Here is a 14,316-nt window from a genome sequence, read left to right on the forward strand (position 1 = left end):
TCCCCGTAACACGGGAGACAGTAAAAAGACGCCGCATTATAACCCTGCAATTCATGTGTATTTCTTGATCTTCCTCGCGATGTGTCACATTGATGTCGTTAAGTGACGGTCAGAGCCCTCTGTTCGTGGTTCTCCTTAAAAATTCGCCAGCGTCAGCAGGGACGGAATTTGCGACAACAGGTATAGCACCAGTCCGATAGAGCCGCCAACCAGCGTGCCGTTGACGCGAATGAACTGCAAATCTTTGCCGATGTTCAGCTCAATTTGCTGTGACATATCGCGGGCATCCCAGCTTTTCACCGTGTCGCTAATATGGCGCGTCAGGAAGCTGGCGAACTCTGGCGCGACCTTGCGTGCGGCCTGTTCCAGATGCTCATTCAGTGAAGTGCGCAGGGCGCCGTCGGCAACCAGCGTTTCGCCAAACCATTGTCCGGCGCTGGCGATGCGCTGCTTCACGTGGGAATCTTCGGCGTTAATGTCGGTTTTCACCCACTGGCGTAGATCCGACCACAGCTCGCCGAGATAACGATTAAAGGCTTCGTCTTCTTTCAGATAGCTTTTGAGACTCTCTGCCCGGACGGCCATTTCCGGATCGTGTTTGAGCTTCCCGATAAGCCTTAATGTGGCGCGATCGAAGGCGTGGCGGATCTGATGTGCCCGATCGTGGCTGATATCATCCAGCAGAGAGTTGACGGCATCAGTGACCAACCCGGCGCTGTGTTCGCCCAGCCATTCGGTCGGCAGGATCTTCGCTTTGAGCGGATGCTCGGTCTCCAGCCAGCGCACTACCTGCTGGGCGATAAATGCCCGTGAACTGTCGCGCTGTAGCAAGGCGATCAGTTGTGCAATTAGCGTATCGAGTAGCTCCTGATGGCGGTTGTTTTTGGTCATGCTTTCCAGCATCAGTGCGCTGGTGCCGGAAAGATCAACCTTGTCGAGAGCCTTATGCACCGCCCGTTTTATGAGCCGCTGTATGCGGGCGTCGTCGGTCAGTTCGAGAAATCCGCTCATGATTTGCAGCAGATGCTGGCCGATGCGTTGGGCGTTTTCCGGCTGGCTAAACCAGTTGCCAATCAACAGTGCCGGTTCATGGCGACGAATAAGGGCCACCAGAGACTGGGTATCGAGGAATTTCTCTTGCACAAACTGTCCAAGGTTTTCGCCAATTCTGTCCTTATTGCGCGGGATAATCGCCGTATGTTGCGAGATAAATGGGATCGGCACCCGGCGGAAAAGCGCGACCACGGCGAACCAGTCCGCCAGTGCGCCCACCATCGCTGCTTCGGCAATCGCCTTGATCCCGAGCACCCAGAAGTTAGGCGGCAGAAACAGCGTAATGACGAACGTAGCGGCAGCGATCAGCAGCAGAGAGAGCGCCAGTCGTTTGGCGCGTTTGAGTTCAGCAATTTTATTCATAGGCTTAAGGATAGAGCCAGACGGCGGGATCGCGCAAAATTTGTGGTGTGCCTCCCATTTTAGATGGGAAGCGCTTATCCAGGGATCCAGTTATCCCAGGCCGGTAGTGGGCCAAGTTCTGCGACCAGAAAATCGATAAACGAGCGCACCTTCGGATTGCTGTACTTGCTGGGAAAATAGAGCGCATACAGGGCGTGGGTTTCACAGGTAATGGTGCCGTCGAGCATCAGCGGCGTAACCTCCTCTTTTTGAATATGGTCACCAATCAGATAGGTGGGTAAATACGCCACGCCCTGATCTTCCAGCACTGACTTCAGTAATACCAGACTGCTGTTAGCCTGGATAGGCATATGCAGCTTCAACTGATGCAGACGATCCTGTTCATCGGCCACCTTCAGCACCGGTGTGAGACCGGGGTAAACCAGGCAGTCATGATCCACCAGATCGCTTCGGCGCTGGGGCATACCTTTTTTGGCAAGGTATCCGGGCGACGCGCAGTACGCCCAGCGGATAGGCACCAGCTTGCGCATGGCATAGTTCTGCGGTGGTGCGGTGGAGATACGCAGGGCGATGTCGAAATCTGTTTCATTCAGATTAACGAAGTTATCGTTGAGATCGATATACAGGTTTACATCGGGGAACTGTGAACGGTATTTATCCACCAGATTTACCAGCCGCGAATAACCAAAAGCAATGGAACAGGTTATGCGTAATTCCCCCTGCGGGCTGTGATAATAACCAGAGGTGGTATTCAGCGTTTCATCAAATTCTGTCAGTAACTTATTGGCGCGGTTAAATAAATATTGCCCGGCATCGGTCAGGGTAATACTGCGGGTGGTGCGTTTAATTAATGTCGTCCCTAGCGTATCTTCCATCGCCGTCAGGCTTTTGCTGACCGCCGACGGCGACACATTAAGCTGAGCGGCAGCCTCCGATAAACCTCCACAGTCGACGATTTTGACGAAAAACTCCAGATGCTTGAGTGAAATCGGCGTGCCCATAGTTTCCTTTAATTCACAAGTGATTTGCAAAAACGGTACGAATAGGCCGTTACATTCGCATTTTAAACATGCAACTATTGAATCACAGGAAACAACTCGCTGGCAAAATGAAAAAATAACAACTTAAGTGAGTTGCGTCACAAAATATCGGGGGGCTAAGCAAAAACTCATCAAATTGTGAATTTAATCTCATTAAATATTATTTAATTTAAAAGGTACCCATTATGTGGTCACGACTCGAACCCTACAGATCATCGATTATTTTATTAGTTGCTCTGGTGATTGGCGGCTTATTAGGTATTTATGCCCCGACGTTTGCCAGCAAGCTCCAGCCAATAGGTCAGATATTTTTAAACCTGTTATTTATGATTATTGTGCCGCTGGTGGGGATCAGCGTCATGTCCTCTATCGCCAGTATGACCGACCTGAAAAGGTTGGGACGTATTATGGCAATCATCTTTATTGTTTCGATCGCGATGGCCTTTATTCCGGCTGCCGGGATCGTGGCGCTGGCGCTATGGTATAACCCGGCGCAGGGCGTCACTATCGATCTCTCGCAGTCCGTGCAGGCAGGCAGCGGTAAGATGGATTTTGTCAGCATGATCACCACCAGTGATTTTATCGGACTGTTTTCTAAGTCCAATATTCTGGCCCTGATTGTGATGGCGATCATCGCCGGGGTCGCTATTGGTCAGTCGGATCAGGCGGGTAAACGTATTGCGTCGCTGCTGGAAGATGCTAATACCGTGATCATGAAGATCGTCTCGATCATTATGAAAGTGGCACCGGTTGGCCTTGGCTGCTATTTCGCCGCCACCATGGCCAGTCAGGATTCTGCTCTGCTGTTAACCTTTGCCCGCGCCATTGGCCTGTTTATGGTTGCCACGCTGGTCTACTTCGTTTTGGGCTCTATTCTCTATTCATATATAGGCGGTGGCATCCCGGCGGTTAAAGCGTTCTGGCGTAATGCGATTGAACCCTCGGCTACCGCGCTGGGGACCTGTTCTTCGCTGGGTACGCTGCCGGTGACGCTGCGTGCCGGTAAGGCGATGGGGATCAACCCGGAAATCGTTGATGTCTCTATTCCGCTGCTGGTTAACCTGAATAAAGGCGGTGTGGCGATGATTGCCGCGCTGAAAATTGTCTTTATCTATTCCGTGCTCGGCATGGAGTTCACCACCGAGACCTTCTTCCTGACCATGCTGATTGCGGTGCTCTCCGCCATTATCGTCGGTGGTGTACCGGGTGGGGCGTTCCTCGGTGAAATTTTTATCGTGACTACGCTCGGCCTGCCGATGGAAGCGATCCCGATGCTGGTGGTGTTGGGCACCATTACCGATGCACCAGCCACGCTGATTAACGTAATCCACGATTTGAATGCGGCACAGATTGTTGAACGGTTCGCTGGAAAAAAACAGACCAACGCTGAACTGAATTCTACTGCCGCCGTTGTATAGATTAAGAAACAGGAGAAGTTATGAAAGACGCAATGAAGCTTGAAACGCATCTGGTCGTTGCTGGACGCGATAAGCGCTACACCCAGGGCGCGGTGAATCCGGTGATCCAACGCGCCTCTTCGCTGGTGTTTGATACCGTGACGGACAAAAAATTTGCCACCGCCAATCGTGCGAACGGCGAACTGTTTTACGGCCGTCGCGGAACCTACACGCACTTTGCTTTCCAGAAAGCAATGAGTGAACTGGAAGGGGGAGTGGGTTGTGCGTTGTACCCGTGCGGGGCCGCGGCAGTGACCAATGCGATTCTGGCATTCGTCCAAAGCGGCGATCATATCCTGATGACAGGTGCCGCCTACGAGCCAACTCAGGATTTTTGTAATAAGATCCTGAGTAAATTCAACGTTGAAACTACCTATTACGATCCGCTGATTGGCGCAGGCATTGTTGATCTTCTGCGTCCGGAAACGAAGGTCGTGTTCCTGGAATCCCCCAGCTCAATCACCATGGAAGTGCAGGACGTGCCGGGAATGGTGAAGGCGATCCGCGCGGTGAACCCGGAGATCGTCATCATGATCGACAACACCTGGGCGGCGGGCGTGCTGTTCAGGGCGCTGGATTTCGGTGTGGATATTTCTATTCAGGCAGGCACGAAATACACCATTGGGCATTCGGACGGCATGCTGGGGACGGCGGTGTCCAACGCCCGCTGTTGGGATCGCCTTCGCGAGAACTCTTACCTGATGGGGCAAACGCTGGATGCCGATACGGCCTACAACGGTAGCCGAGGGCTGCGTACCCTGGCTGTGCGTCTTAAACAGCATCAGGAAAGCAGCATCCATATTGCCCGCTGGCTGTCGGCAAGGCCGGACGTGGCGCGGGTGAACCATCCGGCGTTACCGGAGTGTCCGGGGCACGAGTATTTTCAGCGTGACTTTGCCGGCAGCTCGGGCCTGTTCTCGTTTGTGCTGAAAAAGCGACTGACCGACGAGCAGATGGCGGATTTCCTCGATAACTTCTCGCTATTCCATATGGCCTATTCGTGGGGCGGATTCGAGTCGCTCATTCTGGCCAACCAGCCGGAAGAGCTGAACAGCATTCGCCCGGCCGGGGATGTCGATTTCAGCGGCACGCTGGTCAGGGTGCATATTGGCCTTGAGGATATTGGCGACCTGATTGCCGATCTTGAAGCGGGGTTTGCGCGCATCGCATAACGTAATGTGATTAATGCCGGATGCAGTGTTTGCACTGCATCCGGCAAGTTTTAATTCTCGGTGGCTAGCGCTGTTGCCTCGTGCTGGCGTACACGTCTTAATAATTCTGCCAGCGTGAAAACAACGGCAATACCCGCCACAACTGCCAGCAGGTGAAATGAAATCCTGCCGCCGTTAAACCACAGCCAGCGTCCGATTTCGACCGATACTGCCATCACCGTCAGGATCACCATATTCAGCGATGCGGAAACCGTACCCTTTGGTAAGTTGTTGGAAAACAGCGTAAAACGAAACAGCGTCGGGAAGATCATCCCAATACCAAACGCATACAAGCTGGTTCCCAGCACTGACCACAGCCACACATGTGGCCACAGTAAATTGCCAACAATCAGCACCGCCAGTCCGCTGAGCTGAATGGGAGCGGCGCGCCAGATGAATCGCGGTCGGGTCGGGTCCTTCACAAAACGAACCACCACCATATTGGCAACGATCACGGCGCCAAATACCGGAGCCTGCGCCCAGGCAAACTGCGATGTGGTCATGCCGCCAGCGTCAATCAGGATCACCGGAGAGACCGCTACCCAACTCATCATCGGGATATAGCTTAACGACAGCGTGGCTGCGCCAAACAGGAACACCCGGTTGCGAAAAACGTCGCGGAAATCACGCAGTACGCTGCGCGCGCTGAACGGTACCGCACCGCGCTGGACGGTCTCCGGCATCGCCAGAGCTAACCCAACCAGGGCGATAAGCCCCATGACGGCGATAATGGCAAACAGGATCTTCCAGTGGACAAAGTGCATCAGCGCCGCCCCGGAGAGCGGGCCGACCACCGGGGCAACCAGCACAATGGAGGTGATAATCGCCATCAGCTTAATGGCCTTTGTTTGCCCAAAGGCCTCCTGCACCGTGACATAACCGACGGTGGCGATAAAGCAGATGCTGGTGCCCTGCACGAAACGCGCGACCAGAAATTGTGTCATCGAGGTGGTGAAAAGTGTCGCCGTGCAGGCCAGCGTAAAGATTAACGCCCCTGCGATCAGCACTGGTCGGCGGCCAATCCGATCGGAAAGCGGGCCTAACAGCCACTGTAACGCCATCCCTCCCGCCAGATACAGGCTGACCGCAGCCGGTGCCAGGCTGACATCGGCGTTGAAATCGCGCACGACATTGATGATGCCAGGCTGGATCAAGTCCGTCGACAGATAGGCCGCGAAGTCATACAAAATCAGCGCAATAGGGAAAAATAGCGTCGTGGCGCGTTGAGCGAAAAACGCGAGAATCCGTTGCATAAAACAGCTCCTTGTCGGGAGAAAACCCTCAACGAGAATAGCGAAATTCAATACCGTCTTTGAGACGTCAGACCGATGGCAGAAAAAAGCAGACTGCAAATGTACTGAATTTCATGTAATCAAAAACGCTGCCTGCGCGAGGCGCAAACAGGAGAAACGTTCTCAGACTCAGGTCAGAAAACGTAACGATTACAGGTAATCATCAGCACATCGCACCTCGGGAATAATAAGTTGAACGGATAATAGTCATCCGCAGTGTAATGCGGACTGGATATTAATTAAACGAGTTTATCCTCTTTATTTGTAGAAAATCACCACGCTTAACAGATAGTAAGGCTGTGCAAAAACCGCAGCGCGATCTTATGGGGTTGGTCGAACAAATTGTTTCTCTGCTCGTTACCGGGTCCACTAATGACAGCCAGATTAAGACACTGTTTAATTATATTTTGTGCACCGGCGATGCACCTCGCTTCAATGAGTTTATCCGTGAGGTTGCCGAACGTTCACCACAACATAAGGAGAATTTGATGACGATTGCAGAAAGGCTGCATGAAGCAGGATTACAAAAAGGCAGGCTGGAAGGTCGACAAGAAGGCCGAGAGGAAGGGCTTATCGAAGGTCAACGCGCTGAAGCACGGCGTATTGCTCGCACCATGCTGGCTGATGGTATCGAGATCAGTACGGTACAAAAAATTACCCGCCTTCCCACTGATGAGCTTTATAACCTGAGCCATTAGGTATTACGGAAACGGTGTACTCTTACGCGACCGGGCATTCAATTTATTCTATCGCCACCTTTACCGCCTCGCCGAGCTTTTGCATCACTTCCCGGTGCTTCTCGTTGGGCGGCAACGCGCAGTTAATACGCACACAGTTGCGATATTTTCCGGATGCGGAGAACAGCGATCCCGGTGCGACCTGTATTTTCAGCCGACAGAGTTGTTTAGCTACGCAGACCATATCAACCTGCAATGGCAGTTCGACCCAAAGCATAAAGCCGCCTTTTGGTCGGGTGACGCAGATCTCGCAGGGGAAGTACTCCCGTACCCAGCAGGTGTAGATTTCCATATTGCGCTGATAAATCTGGCGCATGCGTCGGATATGACGATGGTAATGGCCTTCGCGCACAAAGGTGGCCGCCGCCAGCTGCGTGGCAGGAACGTTGGTGCCAATGACCGCGTATTTCATGTGCAGCAGCTTGTCATAATAGCGACCGGGAATGACCCAACCGACGCGCAGACCTGGCGCTACGGATTTGGTAAATGAACTGCACAGCAGAACCCGACCGTCGCTGTCCCAGGAGTGAATTGTGCGTGGGCGTGGGTACTCCGTTGCCAGCTCGCCATAAACATCATCTTCAAAAATCACAATATCGTGGCGTTGGGCGAGGGCGAGCACTGCTCGCTTACGCGCATCCGGCATAATAAACCCGAGCGGGTTGTTACAGTTGGGCACCAGCAGCACTCCTTTGATCGGCCACTGATCCAGTGCCAGCTCCAGTGCTTCAATGCTGATACCGGTATCCGGATCGGTCGGGATTTCAATAACCTTAATCCCTAAGCCGCGCAGCAACTGCATTGTGCCGTAGTAGGCGGGCGATTCAACGGCAACAATGTCTCCTGGCTGGCAGACCGTCAGCAGCGCCAGCGACATTCCGCTCTGGCTGCCGCTGGTGATGACAATATCATCCGCATTGACGACTGAACCGCTGTCCAGCATCAGGCGCGCAATCTGACTGCGCAGTTCACGGCACCCGGATATTTCATCGTAGCCCAAAATCGCTTTCAGATTGTGCTGCGCTACGCGGCTTAACTCGCGCCACAGTGGTTTCAGGCTGGGTTGATTAATATCGGGAACGCCGCTGCTGAAAGGCGTGATGGATTTGTCCGCGTGGCCTTTTAGCATATCCAGCACCTGATCCCACTGGGTTATCTCGACCGGGCGCTGGACAGGCCGTGACATTGGCGGTACGGGGGGTTGCGCTTTTTGTGGGGCGACAAAGTAGCCGGAGCGCGGCTGGGGGGTGATTAGCTGTCGCTGCTCCAGTGTTTGATAAGCCTGCTGTACAGTGCTGATGCTGACGCCGTGCTCCTGACTCAGACTGCGCACCGAGGGCAGCTTTTCGCCATGACGATACAGCCCTTGTTCAATACGTTCGGCCAGCAGATTGGCCAGATGTTGGTAACGGGTCATGCTGTATCCCTCACGGGTACCATACAGATTAAAAAACCAGTACAGATTGGCGTAATTAATGCGATGCAGAGTCCTTTTTAACCAATCTGTATGATAAATAAAAGTACTTTGTGAGTCTGTATTGTACCTGGCCAAATCCGTGAACATAAAGCCTCTGGCAAGACGGGGAGGTAAAGTATGGAATTTCACGAGAATAAAGCTAAGCAGCCATTTATTGGATTTGTGCAGATTTGGCAGGCGATAAAACGCTGGCGACTACGGGCGCAAACGCGGCGTATATTGCATCATATGAGCGACGAGCGGCTCCGCGATGTCGGGTTGCGACGCGATCAGGTGGAGTGATCCATTGTCAATTTCCTGATGTCTGGGGCGGGTTAAGATATTTTTTTGACCCGCATATTTAAAATACCACTTGTGAATGATTTCCCAGAATAAGACAAAACTATCTTCTGACATAACAGTGTTTATTCACAGCTTAACCTTACTATTAAGAATAGTAGGGGGGAATGTGGAAATGAATGCAAAAATTATGCGCGGTTTATATTTTGTTTTGATGCCAGCTTGCGCGATGGTGGCTGTTAGTTGCAGTAGCAATAAACCGGGCGTGGTGGCGCAAGAGTGGTCAAAAAATACCAGCCAGTTGGGGATTTATCCGCTATACCCCCCACGAGAACGTTTCTTCCCCGGTGATATCTACATTGTCCCGATTGCTGGCGACAGAACGATAAATCGCCTACCCGCAAAATATTATATGATTAGGCCGTTGCGCTACGATCATGTCGATATGAGTAGAGAACTGGCTAATGAACAACAGGTTATGGAACTGCCGCTGACGGGAACAATACCTGATGGCAAGGGAGGAAATAGCATTCCTGAACCGTTCTATCCCTATCCTGAAAGTAAAAAACGTATTAATGGTGTTGTGGCATTTCCTGGTTTTACGTTTGCGTCCTCAACTGAAGGGGCTTTAGGTATTAATGTTCCTACGGAAGCAGGGGGTATAGCAGGTGGGGCTGGCGGAAAAGTGAGCTATACCGTCTCATATTCGGTGCCTAATGCTGAAATGATCAGCATCGATCTGCGGCGTGCTTTGCAAAAATATCGTGAGTATCGACATTCATTATCGATCAGTAATATTTACGATCTTTATTATCTGCAAGAGGTGATGAACGCCAGAATTAATGGCTTACGTTCGCGTGATTCACAATATAGCGATCTAAAACCGGGTATTGTTTTTGTCACCGATGTTTATTACACCAGACGTATTAATGTTTCTATCACGTCTGATAAGGGTTTTAGCATGCAGGCTTCAGCCACGGTTGCCAGGCTGGTGGAATTATCGAAGAAGGCGCAGGATATTGAAGCGGAACTGGTGAAAATTAAACCCTCTGGCGGTGCCAGCAGTGGAGGCGACGGAGGTTCAGCACCTGAAAACCAAAACGGGCAGTCGTTACAGTCTCAGCTTGCGGCTCTGCAAAAGTCGATGTATCAACTGGCGCAGTCAATGACGCCTTCTGCACCCGGTGCGTCGGGAACCGTCACCAGCGTTTCCAGCATGGGAGTCTCGATGGTACAAACATTCCCACATCCAGTAGCTATTGGCTACAGTGCGATAAGCAGCAGTGTTGGTGGATTTATTGAGTTTAAGCCTCTGTTTACTCCGGCAGTAGAAGTCTCCACACCGTTGCAGGCACCACCAGCACAACAATCCATAGTGGGTACAACTGCGAAAAGGCCACCCCCGGCGAAGCCTGCGGCACAAAAGCAGACGGTAACTGCAACAACACATCGTGACCTGACGGGTCAAGGAGAGATTGCGCACCCTTTCAAAGGCAAGAGCACTATTCCGCTCAATGTAAACACGCTGACGGATCTTCCTGAGTAGATACGGTTCAGGTAGAAATTAACACAGGCGGTAGTGTAACACTCCGTATTACCCGGCAGCGCTCGGCCTGCCGGGTATTTGATTTTACTCTTCCTGTTTGCGGGATTTGCCCGAAATCACCTCGATAAATTCCTGTACCTGCTGCTGTTTACGTGCGGAGAGCTTGCACACCCGACGCAGCGACTGTAGCAATGCGGGCTCTTCCGGCTCCGGCGGCTTTGCCGTCAGCACGATACAGCCGTCCATCACTTTGATATCAATTTTGGTGCCGGTGGCAAAACCGGCAGCTTCAAGCCACTGGCCTTTCATGATAATTGCCGGGATACGCTGATGATCTTCAAAGCGGCTCGCGTAACTGACGGTGCCTTTACGGTTATTTTCCGGGGAGACTTCTGGATCGGTGAATTCTGCAATAGAATGCGGGGTAGTCATGATGGCTATTCCTTGAAAATAGTGATTGTGATTAGCGAGGCGCTCGTGTTGCAGCACGGGCGTCTTGCGAAAAATACCTGTACATATCATCAGGGAATAGAAGGAAAGTCCAGCTGAAAATGAATGAAAATAACGGCGCGGATGAAGGGAAGGATTATTTCTGGTGATGGGAATAAAGCGGATATTTAGCCGCTTTATTGGTTTCAGGAGGAGGGTTAATTTATGGCGGCGTCGGTGAGGGCGTCGGCCAGGTGGAGCTGGGTTTGTTGGGCGGATTGAATACTTGCTCTTAGAACGTCACATATATTCATTAGCACTCTGATTTTTTCGGCAATGAGAATTTGTTCTTTATAAGGTGGTAACGGTATTACTATGGTTTCCACATCGCTCAAACGAAAACTATTTTTTATACCCCTTTGTGGTGCATTGAATTGAAGTTTAGCTAATGGTGAACGCATTAACTCCGGGAAATAGTAATTTCTGCAGATTGGAATGAATCTCAATAAACAAGAGTGCTGGTTTATATATGCTAAACCTAAATCTTCGGGGATTAAACCAAGATTACCGACATCACCAGTTATAGAAATGATTAAATCAAATGGTTCCAGCTTAGTTCTTAATCCTTCACCATTTTCAGGAGGATTAACGTAACGGCGATTATCCATTCTCAGGTCATAAGAATTTTTTGATAGATTACCCATAGTTACGAATAGTGCACCACTTTCAGAGTAATATTTGGCCCAGTCACGTGAACCTGATGTCGTAAACATTGCAACTTCAGATACTCTGCACCATTCCCACCCATCTGGAAGTTCAAACGGTTTTTCCTCATCACTAATCGGCGGCAACGGTTTTTGCTTTTTAATTTTCCCGTCTTTTACCAGCTGCGCTTTTTCCTGCGCAATACGTTTGAGCAATTCAGAGGCCGGTTCGTCGTTCGGATCCTGCGGTACCAGTTTGCCCATCACCGCCAGTTGCAGAATGGTCTGTTTTAAGGCGTCAATGCTGGCTTCGGTGGTAAATAGCGTGTCGAAATGCTCGCTGACTCGCGTCCAGTTTACGGCCAGTTCATTGGCGTTCTGGCTGTCGGTTAGCGTGGTTAGTAGGGTTTCAACCAGCTGCTGATGGGCATCCAGATTGGTCAGGGAGTGCTGTTCTAGGTGTGTACAAAGGCCTAGAAGTTCATATGTTTTCTTTGCGATTTTTCTTTGTTCTTCGAGTGGTGGTACAGCAAGAATAATAGGATATATTTTTCTTCCTGAAATTACTGGTTGTGCGGTTGCGCTTTCATCCTCTTTCAAATTTGTCGCTTTCAGTAGTATTTCAACATAGTCTAAATCAAAGTTACTTTCTGAAAAATGAGTGATAAAGGCATTATCAGTTACCCAAGCATGATTAGGTGTTATATGAATTGAACCACAATAATAACCAACTCTTCCGATGACTAATGTTCTCTTCGCAACATTGTATGAATCATGGTAGCCATTGATTCCATTACCTCCGAATACAGGATATTCTCCAAGAGTATTCATTTGGTTGGAGGTTAATGCATCTCCAGATGACACTTTGAATATATTACCAAATCTTGTCCACTCCCACCCCTCCGGCAGCTCAAACGGTTTCTCCTCCTCGCTAATCTCCGGCAGCGGCTTGGGCTTTTTAATTTTCCCCTGCTTCACCAGCTCGGCCTTTTCCGCCGCAATACGCTCCAGCAGCACCGAGGCCGGTTCGTCGTTCGGATCCTGCGGCACCAGCTTGCCGCGCACCGCCAGCTCCAGAATCAGCTCGCGCAGCTTCTTAATCCCATACAGATCGATCTTACCCGAGCTGCCGCGCCCGGCGGTGGAGCGGGTTTGCAGCGCCGTGGTCCAGGTATCGATATGGTCGACAATCAGTTTTTCCACCGCCATCAGTTGGCCTCCTTGCCGGAGAGCGCCGCGCCGAGGATATCGCGCAGCTGGTGGCGCAGGGTCTGAATCGCTTCCTGCTGCTTCGCATATTGCGCCAGCAGTTCATCCGGATCGTGGCTGACGGTTTCCGCCTGGTGCGGGTTTTTGATATCGAGGTTAAAGTTGCGGGCAATCACCTCGTCGATGCTGACCTTCCACGCCTGCTCGTTCTCGACGCGGCTGGCGAAGCCGTCGGCCTCGTTGCCCCACCAGTCGATCTCGGCCTGGAACTCTTCAAACTTCATCGGCTTGGTTTTGCTGTAGTTCTTCACCCCCGCCGGGTACGGGTGCTCGTAGAACCAGATGTCTTTGGTCGGCTGGCCTTTGGTAAAGAACAGCAGGTTGGTTTTGATCCCGGTGTACGGGTTAAACACGCCGTTCGGCAGACGCACGATGGTGTGCAGGTTGCACTCCTCGGTGAGGAGCTTTTTAATTTTGGTTTTCACGCCTTCGCCAAACAGCGTACCGTCCGGCAGTACCACCGCCGCGCGGCCGTTTTTCGCCAGCACTTCAACGATCAGTTGCAGGAACAGATCCGCCGTTTCGCGAGTCTGCATCTCTGCCGGGAAGTTCTTCTCGATACCGTCTTCTTCGGTGCCGCCGAACGGCGGGTTGGTGACGATCACATTCAGCTGTTCATCCCACGACGACAGCGGCTTGTTGAGGGTGTTGTCGTGACGGATTTGCACCGGCACTTCAATGCCGTGCAGCAGCATATTGGTGGTCGCCAGCAGGTGCGGGAGCTGCTTTTTCTCCACGCCGTGGATCTGCTGTTGCAGCGTCTGGTGATCGGCCACGCTCTTCACGTATTTATTTTTTACATGATCGAACGCGCAGGCGAGGAAGCCGCCGGTGCCGCAGGCCGGGTCCATAATTGACTCGCCGAGCTTCGGATCGACGCGATCGACCATAAAGCGGGTGACGGCGCGCGGGGTATAAAACTCACCAGCATTGCCCGCGGATTGCAGATCTTTGAGGATCTGTTCATAAATGTCGCCGAACAGGTGGCGCTCGCTGGCGCTGGTGAAGTCAATTTCGTTGAGCTTGTTGATCACCTGACGCAACAGAGTGCCGTTTTTCATGTAGTTATAGGCATCGCTGAACGCCTGTCTGACCACAAAGCCGCGCGGGTTCTTATCGATATTTGCGGTGAGGTTTTTCAGCGCCGGGAACAGATCATCGTTGACGAACTCCAGCAGGGAATCGCCGGTAATGCCTTCGGCGTTCGCCGCCCAGGTGCGCCACAGGTAGCGCTGCGGGATCGGGTACTGATAGTTATCCTGCTCCAGTTCGAGCGCCTCTTCCTGGGCGTCAAAGATTTTCAGAAACAGCAGCCAGGAGAGCTGGCCGAGGCGCTGCGCATCGCCGTCCACGCCGGCGTCTTTGCGCATAATGTCCTGTAATGATTTGATAACTGAACTGATTGACATGATGTGTTCCATGTTTCATTAACAATAAGGCCTTCTGCTACGCGCTGGCA

General features: G+C 51.7%; 11 protein-coding genes and 1 pseudogene. 5 read left to right on the forward strand and 7 right to left on the reverse strand.

Annotated features, from left to right (window positions below; all coding sequences use genetic code 11):
• Positions 1–135: 135 nt before the first annotated feature.
• A complete protein-coding gene (locus OGX95_RS19435) occupies positions 136–1,416 on the reverse strand; it encodes a DUF445 domain-containing protein (protein WP_286630632.1) in 1,281 nt (426 codons plus the stop codon).
• A 74-nt stretch (positions 1,417–1,490) separates the two neighbouring features.
• Entirely contained in the window at positions 1,491–2,417 is a 927-nt protein-coding gene (locus OGX95_RS19440) for a LysR family transcriptional regulator (RefSeq protein ID WP_286630633.1), read from the reverse strand.
• Between the two features lie 224 nt (positions 2,418–2,641).
• Here OGX95_RS19440 and OGX95_RS19445 point away from each other — a divergent pair, with 224 nt between their 5' ends.
• Entirely contained in the window at positions 2,642–3,874 is a 1,233-nt protein-coding gene (locus OGX95_RS19445) for a dicarboxylate/amino acid:cation symporter (RefSeq protein WP_286630634.1), read from the forward strand.
• 20 nt (positions 3,875–3,894) lie between these two features.
• Positions 3,895–5,085: a cystathionine beta-lyase gene (gene metC / locus OGX95_RS19450; RefSeq protein WP_286630635.1), complete on the forward strand. Its 1,191-nt coding sequence runs from the start codon at positions 3,895–3,897 to the stop codon at positions 5,083–5,085.
• 50 nt (positions 5,086–5,135) lie between these two features.
• Here metC and mdtM read toward each other — a convergent pair whose 3' ends face one another.
• On the reverse strand, positions 5,136–6,377 hold the full coding sequence (gene mdtM, locus OGX95_RS19455) for a multidrug efflux MFS transporter MdtM (protein ID WP_286630636.1): 1,242 nt from the start codon (positions 6,375–6,377) through the stop codon (positions 5,136–5,138).
• A 350-nt stretch (positions 6,378–6,727) separates the two neighbouring features.
• Here mdtM and OGX95_RS19460 point away from each other — a divergent pair.
• Positions 6,728–7,114, forward strand: a pseudogene (locus tag OGX95_RS19460) (Rpn/YhgA-type helix-turn-helix domain-containing protein); the annotation flags it as partial.
• A 43-nt stretch (positions 7,115–7,157) separates the two neighbouring features.
• On the opposite strand, the gene OGX95_RS19465 reads toward OGX95_RS19460, so the two are convergent.
• Positions 7,158–8,570 carry an aminotransferase-like domain-containing protein gene (locus tag OGX95_RS19465; protein ID WP_286630637.1) on the reverse strand — a complete coding sequence of 471 codons (1,413 nt, stop codon included), beginning with the start codon at positions 8,568–8,570 and terminating at the stop codon, positions 7,158–7,160.
• 177 nt (positions 8,571–8,747) lie between these two features.
• On the opposite strand from OGX95_RS19465, the gene OGX95_RS19470 reads away from it, so the two are divergent.
• On the forward strand, positions 8,748–8,912 hold the full coding sequence (locus OGX95_RS19470; RefSeq protein WP_286630638.1) for a DUF1127 domain-containing protein: 165 nt from the start codon (positions 8,748–8,750) through the stop codon (positions 8,910–8,912).
• A gap of 172 nt (positions 8,913–9,084) precedes the next feature.
• Positions 9,085–10,455, forward strand: a complete 1,371-nt coding sequence (locus OGX95_RS19475) for a hypothetical protein (protein WP_286630639.1) — start codon at positions 9,085–9,087, stop codon at positions 10,453–10,455.
• Between the two features lie 84 nt (positions 10,456–10,539).
• Here the strand turns inward: OGX95_RS19475 and symE are convergent, their stop codons facing one another.
• The 3 genes from symE to OGX95_RS19490 all read right to left on the reverse strand — a co-directional run bounded on the left by symE (position 10,540) and on the right by OGX95_RS19490 (position 14,266).
• Positions 10,540–10,887, reverse strand: coding sequence for an endoribonuclease SymE (gene symE / locus OGX95_RS19480; RefSeq protein ID WP_286630640.1), 348 nt, complete (start codon positions 10,885–10,887; stop codon positions 10,540–10,542).
• Positions 10,888–11,102: 215 nt separating this feature from the next.
• Positions 11,103–12,797, reverse strand: coding sequence for a restriction endonuclease subunit S (locus tag OGX95_RS19485; protein WP_286630641.1), 1,695 nt, complete (start codon positions 12,795–12,797; stop codon positions 11,103–11,105).
• Entirely contained in the window at positions 12,797–14,266 is a 1,470-nt protein-coding gene (locus OGX95_RS19490) for an N-6 DNA methylase (RefSeq protein ID WP_286630642.1), read from the reverse strand. Before OGX95_RS19490 ends, OGX95_RS19485 begins: the two co-directional genes overlap by 1 nt.
• Between the last annotated feature and the right edge of the window lie 50 nt (positions 14,267–14,316).

Source organism: Citrobacter sp. Cu233 (assembly GCF_030332225.1).
Classification (GTDB): Bacteria; Pseudomonadota; Gammaproteobacteria; order Enterobacterales; family Enterobacteriaceae; genus Citrobacter.

Bases quoted from the DNA above. Each gene is read 5' to 3' on its own strand.
- metC (WP_286630635.1), top strand. From the start codon at position 3,895: ATGAAAGACGCAATGAAGCTTGAAACGCATCTGGTCGTTGCTGGACGC.
- OGX95_RS19470 (WP_286630638.1), top strand. From the start codon at position 8,748: ATGGAATTTCACGAGAATAAAGCTAAGCAGCCATTTATTGGATTTGTG.
- OGX95_RS19475 (WP_286630639.1), top strand. From the start codon at position 9,085: ATGAATGCAAAAATTATGCGCGGTTTATATTTTGTTTTGATGCCAGCT.
- OGX95_RS19440 (WP_286630633.1), bottom strand. From the start codon at position 2,417: ATGGGCACGCCGATTTCACTCAAGCATCTGGAGTTTTTCGTCAAAATC.
- OGX95_RS19445 (WP_286630634.1), top strand. From the start codon at position 2,642: ATGTGGTCACGACTCGAACCCTACAGATCATCGATTATTTTATTAGTT.
- OGX95_RS19490 (WP_286630642.1), bottom strand. From the start codon at position 14,266: ATGTCAATCAGTTCAGTTATCAAATCATTACAGGACATTATGCGCAAA.
- symE (WP_286630640.1), bottom strand. From the start codon at position 10,887: ATGACTACCCCGCATTCTATTGCAGAATTCACCGATCCAGAAGTCTCC.
- OGX95_RS19465 (WP_286630637.1), bottom strand. From the start codon at position 8,570: ATGACCCGTTACCAACATCTGGCCAATCTGCTGGCCGAACGTATTGAA.
- OGX95_RS19485 (WP_286630641.1), bottom strand. From the start codon at position 12,797: ATGGCGGTGGAAAAACTGATTGTCGACCATATCGATACCTGGACCACG.
- OGX95_RS19435 (WP_286630632.1), bottom strand. From the start codon at position 1,416: ATGAATAAAATTGCTGAACTCAAACGCGCCAAACGACTGGCGCTCTCT.
- mdtM (WP_286630636.1), bottom strand. From the start codon at position 6,377: ATGCAACGGATTCTCGCGTTTTTCGCTCAACGCGCCACGACGCTATTT.